Consider the following 18,598-nt stretch of genomic DNA (forward strand, 5'->3'; position numbering starts at 1 on the left):
CTACTTTCCGCTTTCGTGGTCCATCGATGCAGCTGCGGAGAGCAACTGATCTGCTGAAGGTAGTGTACGCGGTTCAACGGTCTCGTTCGCCCTCACGTAGTGGAACGCCGCGCGCACTGCTTCGGGGCGTATGTCCACGCCCAGCTGTCGGGACAGTACTTTAGCCCACGCCAAGCGGTATACGCCAAGCTGCATTTCTGCCGCGCGCATGTCTTCCCCGGTGGGCTTCCTGCCGGTCTTCCAGTCCACGACCATCCATCCCTGTTCCATGTCCTCGCCTTCGTGGAACACGGCATCGATTCGACCTTCGTAAACGTGACCGCCCAGAGTGACCGAGTACGCACCCTCCACGCTGTACGGCTGCTTGTTGGCCCAGGTGCTGGCCAGGAATGCTTCCTTGAGCCGCTCCAGTTCCGGGTCAGTGAGGGTGGCATCCGAGGCGCCGGGCAGTTGGTCTTCATCGAGCAGGCTGGAGTGTTCGTAGCGCTGTTCGACCCAGTTGTGGAACGCCGTGCCGCGCTTGGCGTAGGGCTTGGGTTCTAGTGGGATTGGTCGACGCCGACGTTTCGCATACTCGTGCTCATCCCTGCGGAGCGCCACTGCTTCTGTCGCGGTGAGCCTAGTCCCAAGTTCGACGCGAACTTGGGGTGCCCCGCGCTGCTGGAACTCCTCGATGAGCGCATCGGTTTCCATATCCCACGCGGTGCGCGCGGGTTGTGTGTCTTGCTCAGCGCTCACCGCAGCAACGTCCTTGGCTGCATCGCGAAGTTCTGCCGTGATACTCAGAGCTCGGGGCCATACGTTGCCGCCGGGTTGTGTGGCTGGTGCGAACTCGCCGGAATTGATGCGCTCGGCCCATTCCGCGTTGCGCTCTCGGCGCTGGTCATTGACTTCTGGACTGGGATAGAGCAGCTCATCTTCCCTGCTCAATGTGCCTTTTTCTAGCGCGTCATAGAACTTCTTGGGGTAGACCATGCCTACGTCGGACTGGTGTGCCACTTCATGGGGACGCGCAGCGTTCATCAGCAGCTTAAACACCACGGCAGGATCCACAGCTTGGGTACGGGCTGGACTGTACGCGGAGCCACTGGCCAACAGCACGCGCTCAGTGCGGGTGATTGCCACGTAGAACACGCGGTCAGATTCCTTGGACGCGTACTGGTTCAGCTCGTGTTTGAACGCTTGAACCGCCTTGTTGTGATCCGAGCTCTTGCCATCTTCGGGTGGCTCAAAAATGGGCAGGCTGCGCCCCGTAGCGGGGTCCGGTTCGGAATCTCCGCGCAGCTCCGTAGGAATGCGGGAGAATACCTGGGTCCAGGAAGACTCGGCGCTGGGCCGGGAGGCATCCGCGTAGTAGTTGCGCGTGGCAAAAGGCACTGCCACGATGTCCCACTCCAGGCCTTTGGATTTGTGCACGGTCAGGATCTGCACGGTATTGAGCTTCTTCTGCACCTCGCCCGGCTCCAGTCCTCCCTCTTCTTCGTGAGCGGCACGCAAGAAATCCACCAGCGCACTGGCGCTTGCGTTCGGCAGGTTGGAGAACTCGCGCACCACGTCCGCGAACTTATCCAAGTGGCTAGTGCCGATGGACGTTTCCTGGTCACGGAACCACCTGGTCATCACCTCGGTGCGGATACCAATCATCTTTTCGATATCGGCCACCAGGTCCGGCAGGGTCTTTGGAAGACTGTGTCTGCGCAGCTGCCCCAGCTCCTGTGACAGTTGCTCGATCCGGCGTGCCCCCTCCGCGCTCATGCCACGGTCCTCGGCATCGTGGAAATCCGCCAGAGCATCTGCCAGTCCCACGGTTTGTTCGTTGGGATCGGGAATGGTCTCAGCCAGCGCGGCACGCAGACTTTCGGGAAGGTCGGCGGGCAACGGGTTGTCCCCGGCTCGTTGGGACGAACCGCTAGCGCTTTCGTCATTGGTCGCTCGCCTACGCAGATGCTGGGCTCGCTGTGAAAGCACCGCGATGTCCGCAGCACCTAGGTTGATTCGGGGACCAGTCAGCAGACGCATCATGGCGGCATCGTCTTCCGGATCCACCACCACCCGCAGGGTGGCGTAGACATCCGCAACCTCAGGAAGATCTAGCAGCCCCGGCCCTGCGGTCATCTCTGCTGGAACTCCCCGCTCCCGCAGCGCCTCATAAATTGGCAACGCCATCTTGTTCCGGGTGACAAGCACAGCAGCAGAAAATGGCTTCTTCCTATCGCCGCGCTGATGGTGCTCCCAATGCTGGGCCAGCTGGTCCGCCAGCCAAGCGATTTCTTCGTCCTCACGTCCGTAGAACGCCAAGGAAATCACGCCGCGATCGGCACCCGGGCGGGGTTGCAGCGGAGACACAATCCGTCCCGTATCCATGGACCACCCGGCCACTTCGTTCGCCAGTTCCAGCACACCGGAGGGATTCCTCCAGGAGGTGGTTAGCTCCAACTTGTTCGCCTGTTGGCCGTTTCCCAGCGGGAAGTCGGTGCGGAACTTCTCCAAGTTCGAGGCCGTGGCGCCACGGAACATGTAGATGGACTGCATCGGATCACCCACCGCCGTCACAGACAGCTCTAGGTCTGCGCCCTGACCGAACAGATTGCGCAGCATCACGCGCTGCGCATGGCCTGTGTCTTGGTACTCATCCAGCAACACCACGCGGAAGCGACGTCGCTGCTCCACTCCGACTCGGGAGTGCTTGTCCACCAATTCGGCGGCCTTGGACATCTGCTGGCCGAAAGACATCACCTGCAGTTCCTGCATGCGCGCGCGGAAGGCCTCCACCAATGGCAACACGTCCAAGCGCGCATTTTGCGCGTCGTAGAACTTCTGGTTGTCCGCGCTCCACTTTCCGCGGTACTTCGGCAGTTCCTCCAGCCCCTGGATGGCCAGCTTGGTGGTGGAAACCAGGTCATCCACAGTCACCAGGTGGTTATCCATCTCGTCAGACAAGGCTTGTACGTCGCTGACCAAGTCAATCACCCGGCGCGAGGTTCCCAGCTCGCCGGTCCAGTTGACCACCACGTCCCAGGCGATCATCCACCGCTCTGCCTGCGTGATGATGCGACTGCTCGGTTCAATCGGGATCAACAGTCCGTATTCGCGCACTATCGTGCCCGCGTAGGAATCATACGTGGACACGGCAGGCGAGATATTCTTCAGCGTCTCCCGGCGCGGGTCGCCTGCATCCAGGCGGTCGAGGAAGGCACTGCGGGCCAGCGTGGACAATCGCGTGCGAATGCGCATGCCCAGCTCGCTCGCCGCTTTCTTGGTAAAGGTCAGGCCCAGCACTTGTTCGGGCAGCACATAGCCGTTGGCCACCAGCCACACCACGCGCGCGGCCATGGTTTCGGTTTTACCGGCACCCGCACCTGCGGTCACCAGCGTGGTTCCCTGCGGAGGTGCCCCGATCACCGCTGCTTGTTGCTGCGTGGGCGGAAACTTCTGCCCCAACAGTTCCGAGAGCTCTGTGGGACTGAAGATGTGCCGGTTCGGGTCCAGCGTGGATGATTGATGTGTGGCGTTCATGAGACCACCATCCTTCCGTTCGGCTGTGCGGGGCAGGAGGCAGCGAATTCGCAGTGATCGCAGTGGATTCCTGGGGTGGCGGCGAATCGTGGACCTGCGGCTTTATCCGCCACATCCATCAGGTGCACGCCGTAGAGCTGCAGTTGTTCTTCGGTCAGTGGTTCCTGCTGCCGTGTTTCGGCCTCGTCCTTCTTCGTCCCAGGGAACACCAGCGCCGCGCCGTTGTTGTGCAGCCCTTCGGTGTGCATCACCATGAATTGGTATGCGGACAGCTGCGGGCTTTCCCCTGCCTCCTTTGCAGACGGGGCGTTCTTGGCGGTCTTGAAATCGAAGACCATCGTGGAGCCGGATGCGTCGGTGATCATGAGGTCGATGCGTCCGTTGAGCACCACCTCCGTGCCGTCCGTCAGCTGGCCCAGTGGTATCTGGAGCATTTTTTCCGACGCCACCTCTGCCCCATCCGCAGCGAACATCCTGGAAGTGATGAACCGGTGCAACTTGGCCACACCTGTGCGCCAGCGCTCGATGGTATTGGCGCGGTGGAACTCTGGACCGTCCGCGACCAGCGCGACGATGCTCTCGCCTGCCCTGACCGCATCCTCTTCGCTGAGCCCGGCGACAATCGCCTCCGCGATGGCATGGATCGCGTTGCCCACGCGCTGGGCTTCTGAATCAGATTCCACGCCGCGATGGCGGTCGAAAAACGCGCTGAGCGAGCACTTTTCAATGGCGACCAATCGGGATGGGCTGAGGCGAATGCGGCCTTCGCGGTCCACGAGGCGGTCAGAGGTGGAAGGCTCTGCAATGCCCCACCACTGGGAGGGATCCGCGCCGAACACGTGGGCGCGGGCCAGCTTGGCGAGGTTGCGGGCGGCATCGAGGCGGTCGGCGAGTTGGCGTCGGGAATCAACGAGGGCGTCACGCAACTCGGCGATGAGGGGCTCAATCGCCATGACCCGAGGAATCGTTGGCTCCGCGTCCTGGATCTCGAGGGAAGCCTCGCTGGAGACATCCTCGATAGATGCGGTGTCCTGCTGAGTGGCGGAGGCGATCTCGTCGAGGAAACGCGACGGCGTGGTGCCTTCCTCGCCCGCGCTGTCCACCGCAGTGATCACACAGAGCTGGCTGGCGCGGCTAAGAGCCACCACAAACAGCCTGCGCTCCTCCTCCACGGCGGGCCCAATGCGCGAAACGATAGTATCCGGCGTGATGCCCCGATCCAGCAGGTCCACCAGCTCCAGCTGGCCGAACAGGCCACCAACGGTAGGTCCAGCTGGCCACAGATCTTCCTGCACTCCGGCCACAACCACGACCTTCCACTGCCTTCCCGTGGCCGCGTGAGCAGGCAGGATCTCCACGGCATGCGTGTCTCCGCTGCTGCGATCGCGTGTGCCCGTGGGCAGCTCCTGGGCGCGCACCTCCTCCACGAACGTGCGCAGGCTGGCTTGTGGATTGCGCTCAGCGAAATCGCCCGCGAGGTCAAACAGACTCATCACGGCATCGAGGTTTTGATCCGCCTGGGAACCCACGGTGCCGCCGCGCAACGCATGGGTCTGCAGCCGAGTTGCCAAGCCCGTGGCCTGCCAAATCTTCCACAGCACAGTCTCTACCGCCCGAGGGTTGTCCGCATACACTTCCCGCCCTGCGGCAACGACCTCCACCACGTGGTTGAGCACGGTCAGTTCCACCGGTCCCATGAACTGCGTCCAGTCTTCGCGCTGCTGGGCGGTGGCCGTGCCTGCGACCAGCGCGGCGAGGCAGTCTGCGGATTGGTAGGGAACTCCGCCGTTGCGCGTGGGCAAGTCCCCGCCGCGAGTGCGGATGTGCGCAATGGCTCGGCTGAGTGCCCGGTGCAGCTTGCGCAGGGTCACGGGATCCGCCCCGCCCACGGAAGATTCCAGCAGCTGGCGCGTTTCGGCCGCTGTCAGCTCTCGGTAGGCCGCCTCGACCGCCAGCATCAACATGGCCACCAGCGGTTGCTCGGCCAGCACCACCGAGGTGGGGTCGACCTTGATGGGCACGCCGTGGGAGAGCAATGTCCGACGCAAACCCGCAATCTGACCCACTCCACGCACGATCACCGCAATATCCTCCCACGGGACACCATCCGTGAGGTGAGCGCGCCGCACTGCATCTGCAACATGCAGCTTCTCTGCCGTAGCTGAGCCCGCGCGGATCACCTCCAGTTGAGCACGTTGCTGGCTTTGTGAACTCACGCGCAGCGGCATGCGCGCCGGATGGTGTGGCAGGTGTGTGAGCAAGGACTGCACTGCCTGGACCTGCTTTTGTCCCACTCGGTGCGACGAGCTGAGCACGATGCGGAAATCATCGCGCACCGCATGGCGGTTGAGAAAAGCCTCGTCCGCACCGCGGAAGTGGAATACGCACTGGTCAGGGTCGCCCGCAATCAGAGCCCGGGTTCCCGGCGCGATGAGGGATTCCACAAACTGCGCGGCAGCGGGATCAATATTGTGCGCGTCATCCACCAACACCAGCTGCAGCCGTTGGCGCAAAGTCTCCGCCATCTGCTGCCCGGCCTCTTCCGTGCTCATCGCGCGGACCACGGTGTGCACCAGCTCCGAGGCGTTGAGGTTATCGGACTCGCTCAGGCGCTGGAGCTGCTCGTAGCGCCGCAAGAACTGACCGGCTGCTTCCCACATCGGGCGGGAGTACTGCACGCCCAATTCCTCGAGCTGCTCTGCGCTGACCCCGCGTTCCGTGGCGCGCAGGATCAGATCCCTGAGCTGACGGGCGAACCCCACGTATGTCAGCGCGGGCACCATGTCTGCGGGCCATCCGCTGGCGCCGTCCTCCACTTCTCCCTTCAACAAGATCCGCAGCTGCGCATCGTGTTCTGCACCGGTGATCAGCCGGGGTGAGTTCTGCCTCTGTTGTTGGCGAATGGCCCGGTAGACGGCGAAGGCCCAGGAGTGCACGCTGCGTACGGGCGCGCCCGTAGCAGCGTATTGGTTAATATCGCTTACGCGTTCGAATATCTCGTTCTTGATTCGCGTGGCGGATTCCTTGGAGGCAGTCACGAACATCACTTCTTCCGCGCTGCCGCCCTGAACCAGGAACTGCACCGCGGCATCCACCAATAAGCTGGTCTTGCCGGTGCCAGGACCGCCCAGGACCGCGTAGGGATGCTCATAAGAAATCGCATCGTCACCAGCAATAACGGCGGCGGAAAGCCCCTCCCAGGTTCGCTTTTCTCGTGTGGACCGCGTACCCCAATCCAGCACCACCTGCGGTTGCGCAGTAGCACCGATGCGCTGATCTGGGGCGTCCAAACGCACCGAAGATTCTTCCTGACTGTTCATGTTCCCTAGTGTCTCATCTGCCCGAGACAACAGCAGGCGAATTACTCGGCTTCGGAGCCGGAACCGGAGCGGGAGTTAGCGTTCGAACCAGCCTCAGCGTCCGCCGCGTCAGAGTCAGAACTTGAATCAGAATCAGAACCAGAGTCTTCCCCAGACTCAGCGCCAGCTTCCCCAGCGGACTCCATCGCGCGTTTGCGCTGCCCCGCCACCACATCAGCCACGCGAGCCAAACCACGCCACGCCTCGGGGCGGGAGTTCGGAAGGAAAATATGCAGCAGCACGCGGTAGAGCACCGCGCGGACAACCAGCTCATCGAATCCCGGAATGTGCGCCCACCTTTGCAGCAAGGCATCAGGTCCATTGGCCCACGCCATGGCGTCGACAATAAGAAGAGCAACCGGCCACCCAGCGGGCCGGAAGGTGGGCACGAAGTCCGTCAACACGGGATCCGCGGTGCCATCGAAGATTATGCAACCCAACACATCGCCGTGCACCAGCTGATCCGGTTCGGTCAGCTCGCCGCGCAGGTGAGAGAGCTCGGCGGCCTTGCCTAGCGCCTGGGCAATATCCGGACGCGGCACGGAATCCGGATCCAAACCGGCACTCAGCCACACCGACGGATCCTCGGAGAACGCCGCCTGCTCGGCCGCTGCGAAAATCTCGTTCTCCTCCCACGCGCCAGTCAGCGTCGGCGGCGCCAACACCGTAGGACGCTCTTCGCCGCGCAGGGCCTCGCCAATGCGCAAGGCGGCGGTGGCCATCTCATCGAAACGCGGCGCTCGGTGGCCGCTCAAGAACGTCCGCGCCCGCCAACCGGACACGCTAAAACGGCCGTCGGAGGACACGATCGGACGAGACACGCTCACCCCCGCCGGACGCATCTTCGCCATCATCTTGGCAATCCACGCAGCACGCGCGGGCTCGTCGGCACGGCTGATCACTGCCCTATCGCAGCGCCAACCTCCACTCCACACGGAATCCAGTTGTACGGGCCGAGCTGCGGGCACCTGAAAACTCGTCAGGATATGCGTGGGAGGCGAAGCGCTCATGAATCGTTCCGTATTCCGTTTTCAGTCTCAGTATCGGGTTCTGGACCGCCGGTGGGATATGGCCATGGGTTGGCCCGGCAGGTCGCATCCCCTTGACCGTAAGTTCCCTCGGGGTTGATGTCATGCAACACGCCGTTATTCAGGCTCAGCGTCTGCTGCATCATCACGGGAGCCAGCGCGCCATCTGCGTGGCAACCCTGGTGAGCGGCGTAACCGATGCCGTGCCCCACCTCGTGGTTGATGACGTACTGGCGGTAGCTGCCCAGGTCACCGTCGAACGGCAGAGCGCCGCGCATCCACCGTGCGTCATTAATCACCACGCGGTTGCCGATGGGCATGTTGCAGCTAGTTTCCAAGCGATAGGTGAAACCGCAGACGTCGTGGGTAGTTTCGGTGCTGGTCAGCTGGATGCGTAGATCCGGCTCTTCGCCTTCGGGAAGCGCGGATTCATCGACGTGTTCAAAGGAGATGTCTTTGTCCCCGATCCAGGACTTCGGGTTAGACAAGGTGGCATCTACCATCGCGGCGAAGGCATCCCCACCTCCAGAGCGCGAGGCATCCACGGTGTCTTCCACCTCCACCACGTAGGTGTAATGATCCTTGCGGCCTTCGCCCACCTTGGGGCTGGGCTGGCCAACTACCTGGTATTTATCGGAGCCCTTCTCCGCATACGGACCACCTGGTGGCAGCTCGCCCGTTGCGAATTCGCCCTGGTAGCCCTCCCCCGGTACGGGACCTTCTCCGCGTGAATTTTCGTCTTGCGCGCCATCCTGCGTGCCATCCTGCGTGGCCGTAGATGCCGCCTGCTGCTGGTCCGGCGATTCCGAATCCGCACTCAGAGCGCTGACGAACACCAAAAACGTGACCACAACCACCACTGCCAGTGCAACCAACTGCCAGCGCTGCACGCGACCGCCGGTTTTAGGCTCGGGACTGCGATGATGCCCATGTCCCCCGTTGCTGCGCACCGGTGCGGGAATGTCGAAACGTTCCCACCGCGGTGGCTGCGGAGTTGGTTGGTTCATGAGTACCTGCGTGTCCCTCGTTTATTGCGCCGGATCAGAGGAATCCGACGGTGCCCTTAGCGGCCGTTCCCACCTCAACATAGGCGACGTGCTCGCGGAGAACCAAGTGGCGATCTCCCTTGTTAGTTTCCAGCTCCAGCACGCGGGTGGGGGTGGAATCCTGCAGGAATTCGCGCACCTCGGCCAGTACTTCGTCGTGGTTGCGCTCGCTGACAATCTGCAGCTCGCGGTTGTTGTGGGTGAATCCGATCTTGATCTGCATGGCGTTAAAGCGTCCTAACTAATTATTGAGACGTGCAGTAATGTGACCATCATAACCGCATGGAATAATAGATCTCTGGAGAGGGCGTGAGCACAGCTGTGGCAGTAAATAAGCAACCCGGTCGATCATTTTCGGAGCTGGGTGTTGCCGCAGAGATCGTCGAAGCTCTGGCTCACCGTGGCATCACGCACGCTTTTGCCATTCAGGAGTACACACTTCCTCTTGCGTTGAAGGGCGCGGACTTGATTGGTCAGGCTCGCACGGGCATGGGCAAGACGTATGGGTTCGGTGTTCCTTTGTTGGATCGGGTTTTTGACGACGCCAACCTCACCGCCCCCGACGGTTCTGTCCGTGCCTTGGTGGTTGTCCCTACCCGAGAGTTGTGCCTGCAGGTGACCGACGATCTGCGCACCGCAGCCACGTACCTCAAGTTGGACGATCGCGCGTTGAACGTGCTAGCCATCTACGGTGGCGTGCCGTTTGCCGCGCAGACCGATGCTCTTGCCTCGGGCGCGGACGTGGTGATCGGCACTCCGGGCCGATTGCTAGATCTGCACCGTCAGGGCTTCTTGGACCTATCCGGGGTAGAGATCGTGGTTCTGGATGAAGCGGATGAGATGCTGGATCAGGGCTTTTTGGATGATGTGAAGGAGATCCTGTCCCAGACTTCCGACCAGCGGCAGACGATGCTGTTTTCTGCGACTCTGCCTGGTCCCATCACCGCTTTGACGCGCCAATTCATGAAGCAACCGGTGATGGTTCAGGCTGATGACGCTGCAGCGGATGCCACCCACGCCAGCACACAGCAGATTATTTTCCAGTCACACAAGATGGATCGGATGTCCGCGCTGGCCCGGATTCTGCAAACCCCGGATCGGGGACGGACCATCGTGTTTGCCCGTACCAAGCGCATGACCGCCAGCATTGCTGAAGACCTCGCGAATTTGGGCTTCAAGGTTGGCGCTGTGCACGGAGACATGAAGCAGCCCGAACGCGAGGAGGCCTTGGCGGCTTTCCGTTCCGGCACGGTGGATGTCATCGTCGCCACGGATGTCGCAGCTCGCGGCATTGATATCGACGATGTCACTCACGTGATCAACTATCAGGTTCCGGACGACGAGCGAACCTACGTCCACCGCATCGGCCGCACGGGGCGCGCGGGGCGCACCGGCATCGCCGTCACCCTGCTGGGGTGGGATGAGGTGCTGCGATGGAAGGCAATCGACGAAGCACTGAACTTGGGTCAGCCTGAGCCACCGCAGTGGTTTAGCTCGTCTCCCGAGTTCCTCTCCACATTCGGTCTGCCGGATGACGTGGACGACCGCGTGGGGTCTCCACGTCGAGTGCAGAGCTCGGGCAAGGTTCGCACTCGCCGATCATGAAGTTTCTGCCGCCCCCGGAACAGCGCACGCGCACAGATCTGCTCGTCGCTGGCTGCATACTGCTTGCGGTCATCGTCATCGTTGCCGGCACCTGGCTGACTTCCCAGCAACACAAGGTAGATCACCAGGTCGCTGAGCGGCCCTTGCCAGACGCGAAGTCCGTCACCGCCGCGGGCTCGCAGGTCACGGCTCTACCCGATGAGTTGCACACCTCGTGGACGGGTACGGGCGAGTCCTCGCGCCTGATCGCCACAGACGGAGGAGTAGTGAGCGTGCAGGGCACCCGCGTGAGCATGCACGATGCGTCCAGTGGCAAAGAGGTCTGGCACTACGATCAGCACCGGCAGATCTGTGGCCTCTCCCAGCCAGAAAAATGGAGCACCCTCGTGGTCACTTTCCGCGGCCCTAAGGGCTGCGGCGAGGCGATCTCCTTTGATATCACTACTGGTCAGTACGCGTACACGCGCGATGCTTTGGCCGCGGAAGACGTGGAAACCCTGCAAGGCAACAACCGCGCAGGCACCCTGTCCCCCCAACGGGTTGAACTGTGGCGCAGCGATCTAGTGCGCACGGTAGAGGTAGGCCAGCAGGAAGCACCCCACCAGCCGGATCAACAATCTCATACGGAATGCCGTTTCACCTCCGCCCTCACGCACGACGACTTGCTGGTCACCGCTCAAAACTGTGGAGACCCCAACAAGAAGCTCATCCGCTTCCTCAAGGCCACTCCAGAAGAATCGGACGCGCCCGAAACCATCCACGAGTTCACCGTTCCTGCTGGCGCGGAGCTCATCGGGGTCAGCGGTGATCAGGGAGCCATTTACATCCCGGCTAGTGAGCAGGATGGCTCCCGCATCCAGATTCTGGACGAGTCCGGCACCTTCCACACGATCCCCACCCCAGAGGCAAAGGGATTCCCGGAGGAGGCCAGTGTTGGCGTCGAAAAGGATCTACATCAACCCCGCACCTACACCCAAGGATTGCTGCACACCTGGTTTGATGGCCAACGGCTCACCATCTTCAACCTGAACAACCTGAATACGTTTCAGCACGTCGAATCGGCTATCGGAACGGGCGCACTCTACGAAGGATCACTGCTAGTTCCGGTTCCGGAGGGCATCGCGGAGGTGGATCCCGCCAGTGGAAAAACCCAACGCACAATTCGCGTGGACCGGGGTGGCTACACCGGCGAGGTGACGTTACGCGTCAGTCACGGGCAGATCGTGGAACAGCGGGGAACGCAGCTGGTGGGGTTGATTGGTTAACGCTCGTTGTATCGGGTGGCTGCCCAGTGCACGGCAACGGGGTTAAACAACAGGGCTAGGCCCACCACGCACATCACGCCGGTGGGAATGGCCAGCTCGGGGCGGCCAGAGGTGAACATGTAATACGTCACGCCGAGCAAACAAAGCTGCAACATAACCACGGGACCGCGGCCCCACTTCTTGCCGGAGAACAGGAACCACCCGGCGATGAGCACTGCGCCGAAAATGATCACGAACCACACTGCGGTGCCATAACCGGAGATCACGGCACCCGGATCGTGGAAACCAGTGGCCTCGCGGAACACCAAGAATGCAGCGAAAGCCAGGCCTGCCGCGCCCTGCAGCATGCCCAAGATGCCGGCGTAGCGAACCACCGGCGGGGCAAAAGGTGCAGCGGAGGTCTGTTGTGGCGTTTCCGCCTGCTTTTTCTTTGGCGCAGAATCCCGAGAACTCATAGTTATCAAGTCTAACCCGCGGTGTCTTACCCGCTGCTAAGGTAGGCCGAGTGGACGTCCTAGTGATATCGAATCCGAACTCAACAAGCATCACGCAGAGCAAGTTGGCGTCTATTATCCCAACGTTGCGGTCTATTCCGGATCTGCACATCCTTTCGCAGTTCACCCGCTATGCCGGGCACGCCGAAGAGCTCGCTCGCAGGGCGCGCACTCAGGGCTTTGACGCGGTGATCTGCATCGGCGGCGATGGCACTGTCAGCGAGGTCATCAACGGCCTGTTGGACGAGCCCACGGATGATCCCGACCGGGCAGCCCACAGCGTGCTGACCAGCAACCTCCCCGCCCTGGGAATCATCCCCACCGGCAGCGCGAACGTCTTTGCTCGCTCCGTGGGATACGCTCCCAGCCCAGACGTGGCGGTGCGCCAGTTGGCGCAAGCCCTGAAGAACAACCAACGCCGCACGGTGCCCCTGGGCGCATGGGCGGATCTGGAACAGAACACCCCGCGTGCCCACCGGTGGTTCGCCGTGAACGTGGGGCTGGGCATCGATGCAGAAGTCATCCACGAGATGGAAAAGCGACGTGAGCTGGGCCTGTCTGCCTCACCGTTGCGCTACGTGCTGGTGTCCGTGCAGACCTGGTTCTCCAGTACGTCGAGCTCGGCGGGCACTCCATCCATCCACGTCAAGGCTGAAGCCAAGGACGGGCCGATGGAGGTTCACAACTCTCCCCTCGCCTTCGTGTCCCATACAGATCCATGGACATATCTGGGGCCGTTTCCAGTGCGCATCGTCAAGGAAGGCTCGATGGAACGCGGCTTTTCCGTATTCACGCTGAAGAATCGCGATGGGTGGCGCGCGCTGTTAGCACTCGGCGGGTTGATTAACCCGATGTTGCGCAGGCTAATGTCCCGCCAGGTCGAGACCGTATCCAATGCCACCAGCGTAGAAATCCGGTTGGATGAAGAGCGCGATTTCCAAGTGGACGGCGAGTACAAGGGATCGTATTCGGCCGTGGGGTTGAAGTTCATTCCAGATGCCATGGAGATTCTCAGCCCCCGCTAGGTTCTTGCGGTGAACGCGCAAGTGGTTTCCCTGCCGATAGGACTCCGATACAAGGGTCACTGCTACGGAAGCAAATCAACTTTATGTGATACTCGTCACATTTAGGGTGTTAGCCCTAGCCACGGCTGAGAATTCATGTCATGATTTCTCAAGTAACCGCGAAGGGTACGCCAGGTTTACGCAAGGTTAATAACTACCGGAGAGTTTTCTACCGAGCGCAGCGCACTCTTCATCTTGGCGAGAAGTCGCCGCTACCTCGCAGCACGCAGGTCTAGCACGCCACTTCGCCACAACTAACGACGAAACACCCCCTTCAACAAGGGCTTTTTAGGTCTGTTTTCACACTCGATGTGAGATCAGCCTTGGTTCAGTGCGCTCTGACGCACCGAACAACAGCCGTTGCGAAAAGGACCCGACTACCTCCACACATTTTCGCCCACGGACTATTCACAGTTCCGGGCATGCATTCCGTTGACGAAAGGAAATCATCATGGATTGGCGCCACAAAGCAGTTTGCCGCGACGAGGACCCTGAGCTGTTCTTCCCAGTAGGCAACTCCGGCCCCGCACTGGCTCAGATCGCCCAGGCCAAGCTGGTCTGCAACCGCTGCCCTGTCACCTCTGAGTGCCTCGCTTGGGCAATCAGCTCCGGCCAGGACGCCGGAGTCTGGGGCGGCATGTCCGAGGACGAGCGTCGCGCTCTGAAGCGTCGCACCAACCGCGGCCGTACCCGCCAGCGCACCCGCGCTACCGTTTAGCCCTTCTGGGTTAAACCCTTCATCGGCCTCACACCGACGCAGCATTTTGTTGCGAACCGCCCTCGTTGGATAAGCTAGGGCGGTTAATTATTTTGTCCCGCCAGGTTCGTAAAGGAGCACACGATGAGCAAGCGTGGCCGCAAGCGCAAGGATCGCCGTAAGAAGAAGGCTAACCACGGACGTCGTCCAAACAGCTAAGCCTGTGCGGGAATAAACACCGCACAATCTTCTTGCACACAGCGAGCGGGCCAGTACTTTTCACTTGGAAAAGGCACTGGTCCGCTCGTTCATCTAGTCACTTATTTGAACTCGCCGTAGCAGGAATTCCAATAGCTCCGACCCCCAGCCCCAGACCAAAAGTCAACGAGCTATCCGTGGCGCACCTCGGTATAGGTGACTCGCAGCTGGCGGACAATCTTGGTCTTCAGCTCCTGTGGTGCCTGCTGCCCACAGCGCTGACGGAGCAGGTCCTGAACCTTCTGTTCCGCGCTGAGCAACTCCAGACATCGCGGACACTCCTTGACGTGCTGTTCAATCAGTCGCATCTGCGTTTCCACGCAGTTGCCATCGATACATTCGCCGTCGGCTTCTCCATACATGGAGTTGACCAGCCCTTGACATCCGTCGAGGTGACGCATGTGATTCTGTGGTTGAGAATTCATTGGGTTGTTCATCATCCCTTCACCCCTGCAGTTTTAGGCTTGTCTTTGCTCTTTGTGTCTTGGGTGGCGATGCCGCGTTCGGCCGCCACATCCTTGAGTTTTGCGCGCAGTTGCTTGCGCCCTCGGTGGAGACGACTCATGACCGTGCCGATGGGCGTGTCCATAATTTCGGCGATGTCTTTGTAAGGCAGGCCTTCAACATCGGCGTAGTAGACCACCATCCGGTAGTCCTCCGCCAGGCCCATCAACGCATCTTGGATGCGCGTGTCCGGAATGTTCTTTAGCGCTTCGACCTCGGCGGATTCCAGACCCGTGGAGTGATGGGAGGCGGTTTCCGCCATCTGCCAATCCGTGAGGTCCTCGCCGGAGGATTCCGCAGGGCGACGTTGCGCCTTGCGATAGTTGTTGATGTACGCGTTGGTGAGAATGCGGTACATCCACGCCTTGAGGTTGGTCCCGGGCTTGAACGAGGCGAAGGCTTGGAACGCCTTCATGTACGCGTCTTGCACTAGGTCTTGCGCATCCGTGGGATTGCGCGTCATTCGTAGTGCAGCACCGTACAACTGATCCAGCAGCGGCAGCGCTTCGTCTTCGAATCGCTTCAGCAGCTCCGCCTGACTGTCATCAGTGCGCTTCGATGCTGTGGGGGTCATCGGTCTCCTTCCTCCTCGTTGTGGTTCAACGCGGTGTGTGGTTCTAGTATTCCTTTTCTTCGTCTGCTGGTTAGTCGTCGGGTTGCGGCTGGATCAGTTCTGGCCCGTTATTTCCGACGCCACCCACCGCCCGGTCAGCCTTTCTCGTCGCCAGTTGCTCGATAACCGCTTCGGCGGGGCTAATTCGTGCCATCTCTTGTGCGTCGTCATCCGGTGCATCCAGCCACGCCATGGCCTCGCCGTGTCCCAGCACTCGTGGCATCCGGTGGTGCAGCCATTCCAGGGGCTCGGCGGCCGCAGTGGTGATGATGGTGGCGTGCAGCTGATTACCAATGGGCTTGCACAGTCCCGCGACCACAAAAGGCTCGTTGTCTTTGCGGTGGGTGTACCAGGGTTGCTTGTCCCTTTTGGCTCCTGTCCACTCGTACCAACCGTCCATCACGAACAAGCACCGGTCACTGCCGCGGAACAGGTACTTCTCAAAGGCCGTCTCTCCGCGCGCGTTGAACACCACGGGCGCTCCCCCACTGCCGGAGGCTCGGGGGTATCCCCACTGCGCGGGCCCCAGTGCCACCCGCTCGCGGAATTCGCGCACCACGGGCACCTGGTGGGTGGGGGCGATGTTGTAGTTCGCCCGGTATGGCCCCACTCCATCCATCCGTGCGGCGACGTCGTCAACCTCACGTGCACCCGTTGCCCGCTGCACAGATGCAATGATCTGTTCCTGACTGCTGAAAAGTACATATCGGCCACACATATTTCCCATTATGGCCGTAGTGATACTCCCCATGGTGCTGTTTAGGTGCCACAATGGGTTACATGTCTGATGATCTGTGGCCAGCCCCCACCGCTTCTGCTCCGATAATTTCCACTGTGTCGATTCCCGGATCCAAGTCGATCACCAATCGCGCGTTAATTCTGGGGGCATTAGCGGACGGCCCGTCCACGATCACCGGCGCGCTGATCAGTCGCGATACCGCACTGATGATGGGCGCGCTGCGGGCTCTAGGAACCACCATCACCGAAGAAGGCACCACCCTGCACGTGGTCCCCGCGAAGGAACTCACCGGAGGCGAGGTGGACTGCGGACTGGCGGGAACGGTGATGCGCTTTGTCCCGCCCGTCGCGATGCTGGCCAATGGCACTGTCGAATTCGATGGCGATGTCGCCGCCCGCAAGCGCCCCATGTCCACCACGCTGGATTCCCTCGAGGCCCTGGGGGCCACGGTGGAGTATCCCACCAATGAGGCCACCGAAAAGGGCGCGGGAACCGCAGAGTCCCTAGCCGCCGCAGATGCCTCCGGTCCACACAAGGGCTTACCGTTTTTGGTCAAGAGCAACGGTGCAGTTCCTGGCGGGGAGGTTCGGATCGACGCCAGCGCCTCCTCCCAATTCGTTTCCGGCCTCCTGCTTGCCAGTCCCCGTTTTAAGCAGGGTGTCAAGGTCATTCACGAGGGTGCCTCCCTGCCTTCCCAACCCCACGTCGAGATGACTGTGGAGATGCTTCGCGCTGCGGGTGTGAAGGTTGACGTCGAATTTAATACATGGACCGTGCAACCAGGACCCATCGCGGGGCGCACCTGGCACGTAGAACCAGACCTGTCGAACGCCACCCCGTTCATGGCCGCTGCCGCCGCCACCCAAGGTAACGTCCGCATCACCAACTGGCCGCAGACCACCAATCAACCCGGTGATCAGTTCCGAGAGATTCTTCGCGATATGGGCGCAGAGGCCATCTATCACGCAGATTCCCGCAGCCTGGAAGTCACCGCCAACGGTGCGCTGCAGGGCATCACGTGGGACATGCACGATATCGGCGAGCTGACCCCCACCGTGGTGGCGTTGGCCGCGCTTGCGGAGACCCCAAGCCACCTCTATGGCATCGCTCACCTCCGAGGACACGAGACCAACCGCTTGGCCGCACTGGCCGATAACATAAACGCGCTGGGCGGAAACGTGCGCGAAACTGAGGACGGTCTGCTCATCGAGCCGCGCCCACTGCACGGTGGGCGATGGGAATCCTACGAGGATCACCGCATGGCCACAGCCGGCGCCATCCTCGGACTGGCCGTGCCAGAGATTCTGGTGGATGACATCGAAACCACGGCGAAGACGCTCCCCGGCTTCCGCCAACGATGGGCGGACATGCTGAACCACACTGCCGAGGGTGCGGATGCCTAAACGCGGACAGCGCAGCTGGGACGAGAGCGACATCCGGGTTCGTCCCGGCAAGGGATCCCGCCCGCGCACCAAGGACCGGCCTGAGCACAATGACGCTGAGTTCGGCATGGTCGTCAGCAAGGATCGCGGCAGGTGGGGCGTGGTGCTGGATGGTTCGCACACGCACGTCACCGCCATGCGCGCCCGCGAGCTGGGACGCACCGCAATCGTGGTGGGCGACCGCGTGGGCGTGGTGGGCGACGTATCCGGACAAAAGGACACTCTGGCGCGCATCGTGAAGCTGGAAGAGCGCACCAGCGTGCTGCGCCGCACCGCTGATGACAATGATCCTTATGAGCGCGTGGTGGTGGCCAACGCGGATCAGCTCTACATCGTCACCGCTGTCGCCGATCCCCCGCCACGCGCGGGCTTTGTGGAGCGCGCGCTGATCGCGGCGTTCGTGGGCGGAGTAACCCCCGTGCTGTGCCTGACTAAATCAGACTTGGCCGATCCGCAGGAATTCGCCGCAGAGTTCCAGGACTTAGGTCTAGAGGTGGTTCTGGCGGGTGTCTCGGAGCCGCTCGATGCGGTGCGGGAGATGGCTCACAACAAGGTCACGGCACTGGTGGGTCACTCTGGTGTGGGCAAGTCCACGCTGGTCAACCGCCTGGTTCCTAACGCCGAGCGCGAGACCGGAGAAGTCTCTGGTGTGGGTAAAGGCCGTCACACCTCGACGCAGTCAGTGGCGCTGCCGCTGCCGGACGGCGGATGGATTATCGATACCCCGGGTATCCGCAGCTTCGGTCTCGCGCACGTGCACCCGGATACCGTGGTGGGAGTGTTCGATGACCTCCGCGAGGTGGCGGAAGACTGCCCGCGCGGGTGCACGCACATGGGGCCGCCTGCGGATCCGGAGTGCGCGCTGGACAACCTCGAGGGGGCAAGTGCCCGGCGCGCGCAGGCTGTGCGCCTGCTGCTCGAGGCGCTGCGCACCAACAACGAGTGGGAGCTGGAAGGCTAGGGCTAAA

General features: G+C 61.6%; 16 protein-coding genes. 7 read left to right on the forward strand and 9 right to left on the reverse strand.

Going from position 1 to position 18,598, the window contains the following annotated elements:
• The 5 genes from CS919_RS01910 to CS919_RS01930 are packed head-to-tail and all read right to left on the reverse strand — an operon-like array spanning position 1 to position 9,172.
• Positions 1-3,516, reverse strand: a complete 3,516-nt coding sequence (locus CS919_RS01910) for an ATP-dependent helicase (RefSeq protein ID WP_200818323.1) — start codon at positions 3,514-3,516, stop codon at positions 1-3.
• Entirely contained in the window at positions 3,513-6,836 is a 3,324-nt protein-coding gene (locus CS919_RS01915; RefSeq protein WP_099297732.1) for an ATP-dependent helicase, read from the reverse strand. The genes CS919_RS01910 and CS919_RS01915 overlap by 4 nt, the downstream gene beginning before the upstream one ends.
• 41 nt (positions 6,837-6,877) lie before the next feature.
• Positions 6,878-7,885, reverse strand: a complete 1,008-nt coding sequence (locus tag CS919_RS01920; RefSeq protein WP_099297734.1) for a TIGR02569 family protein — start codon at positions 7,883-7,885, stop codon at positions 6,878-6,880.
• Positions 7,882-8,910: a DUF3152 domain-containing protein gene (locus tag CS919_RS01925; protein ID WP_099297736.1), complete on the reverse strand. Its 1,029-nt coding sequence runs from the start codon at positions 8,908-8,910 to the stop codon at positions 7,882-7,884. The genes CS919_RS01920 and CS919_RS01925 overlap by 4 nt, the downstream gene beginning before the upstream one ends.
• 34 nt (positions 8,911-8,944) lie before the next feature.
• Positions 8,945-9,172, reverse strand: coding sequence for a DUF3107 domain-containing protein (locus tag CS919_RS01930; protein ID WP_099297738.1), 228 nt, complete (start codon positions 9,170-9,172; stop codon positions 8,945-8,947).
• Between the two features lie 86 nt (positions 9,173-9,258).
• Here CS919_RS01930 and CS919_RS01935 point away from each other — a divergent pair, with 86 nt between their 5' ends.
• On the forward strand, positions 9,259-10,554 hold the full coding sequence (locus CS919_RS01935; RefSeq protein WP_234990745.1) for a DEAD/DEAH box helicase: 1,296 nt from the start codon (positions 9,259-9,261) through the stop codon (positions 10,552-10,554).
• Positions 10,551-11,819 (forward strand): Rv3212 family protein, encoded by a 1,269-nt coding sequence (locus CS919_RS01940; RefSeq protein ID WP_099297742.1) that lies wholly within the window; start codon positions 10,551-10,553, stop codon positions 11,817-11,819. Before CS919_RS01935 ends, CS919_RS01940 begins: the two co-directional genes overlap by 4 nt.
• On the opposite strand, the gene CS919_RS01945 is transcribed toward CS919_RS01940, so the two are convergent.
• Entirely contained in the window at positions 11,816-12,274 is a 459-nt protein-coding gene (locus CS919_RS01945) for a hypothetical protein (protein WP_234990746.1), read from the reverse strand. The two genes, CS919_RS01940 and CS919_RS01945, sit on opposite strands and share 4 nt — an antisense overlap.
• Positions 12,275-12,336: 62 nt before the next feature.
• Here CS919_RS01945 and CS919_RS01950 point away from each other — a divergent pair, with 62 nt between their 5' ends.
• The 3 genes from CS919_RS01950 to CS919_RS11015 all read left to right on the forward strand — a co-directional run bounded on the left by CS919_RS01950 (position 12,337) and on the right by CS919_RS11015 (position 14,293).
• The gene (locus CS919_RS01950) at positions 12,337-13,338 is read left to right on the forward strand and encodes a diacylglycerol/lipid kinase family protein (RefSeq protein ID WP_234990780.1); all 1,002 of its coding nucleotides are present in this window, start codon (positions 12,337-12,339) and stop codon (positions 13,336-13,338) included.
• A 490-nt stretch (positions 13,339-13,828) separates the two neighbouring features.
• Complete coding sequence (locus CS919_RS01955; protein WP_099297746.1) at positions 13,829-14,095, forward strand: WhiB family transcriptional regulator; 267 nt, start codon at positions 13,829-13,831, stop codon at positions 14,093-14,095.
• Between the two features lie 123 nt (positions 14,096-14,218).
• Positions 14,219-14,293 carry a 50S ribosomal protein bL37 gene (locus CS919_RS11015; RefSeq protein WP_099298023.1) on the forward strand — a complete coding sequence of 25 codons (75 nt, stop codon included), beginning with the start codon at positions 14,219-14,221 and terminating at the stop codon, positions 14,291-14,293.
• Between the two features lie 170 nt (positions 14,294-14,463).
• Here CS919_RS11015 and CS919_RS01965 read toward each other — a convergent pair whose 3' ends face one another.
• From CS919_RS01965 to CS919_RS01975, 3 genes are all read right to left on the reverse strand, one after another.
• On the reverse strand, positions 14,464-14,757 hold the full coding sequence (locus CS919_RS01965; protein WP_143341738.1) for a mycothiol system anti-sigma-R factor: 294 nt from the start codon (positions 14,755-14,757) through the stop codon (positions 14,464-14,466).
• An 11-nt stretch (positions 14,758-14,768) separates the two neighbouring features.
• Positions 14,769-15,410 (reverse strand): sigma-70 family RNA polymerase sigma factor, encoded by a 642-nt coding sequence (locus CS919_RS01970; RefSeq protein WP_099297750.1) that lies wholly within the window; start codon positions 15,408-15,410, stop codon positions 14,769-14,771.
• A gap of 70 nt (positions 15,411-15,480) precedes the next feature.
• Positions 15,481-16,200, reverse strand: a complete 720-nt coding sequence (locus tag CS919_RS01975; RefSeq protein WP_306345834.1) for an SOS response-associated peptidase — start codon at positions 16,198-16,200, stop codon at positions 15,481-15,483.
• A gap of 29 nt (positions 16,201-16,229) precedes the next feature.
• On the opposite strand from CS919_RS01975, the gene CS919_RS01980 reads away from it, so the two are divergent.
• Both CS919_RS01980 and rsgA read left to right on the forward strand, forming a co-directional pair.
• Positions 16,230-17,591 carry a 3-phosphoshikimate 1-carboxyvinyltransferase gene (locus CS919_RS01980; protein WP_099298024.1) on the forward strand — a complete coding sequence of 454 codons (1,362 nt, stop codon included), beginning with the start codon at positions 16,230-16,232 and terminating at the stop codon, positions 17,589-17,591.
• Complete coding sequence (rsgA, locus tag CS919_RS01985) at positions 17,584-18,591, forward strand: ribosome small subunit-dependent GTPase A (RefSeq protein ID WP_099297753.1); 1,008 nt, start codon at positions 17,584-17,586, stop codon at positions 18,589-18,591. Before CS919_RS01980 ends, rsgA begins: the two co-directional genes overlap by 8 nt.
• Positions 18,592-18,598 lie beyond the last annotated feature (7 nt).

It is taken from the genome of Corynebacterium dentalis (assembly GCF_900232865.1).
Lineage (GTDB): Bacteria > Actinomycetota > Actinomycetes > Mycobacteriales > Mycobacteriaceae > Corynebacterium > Corynebacterium dentalis.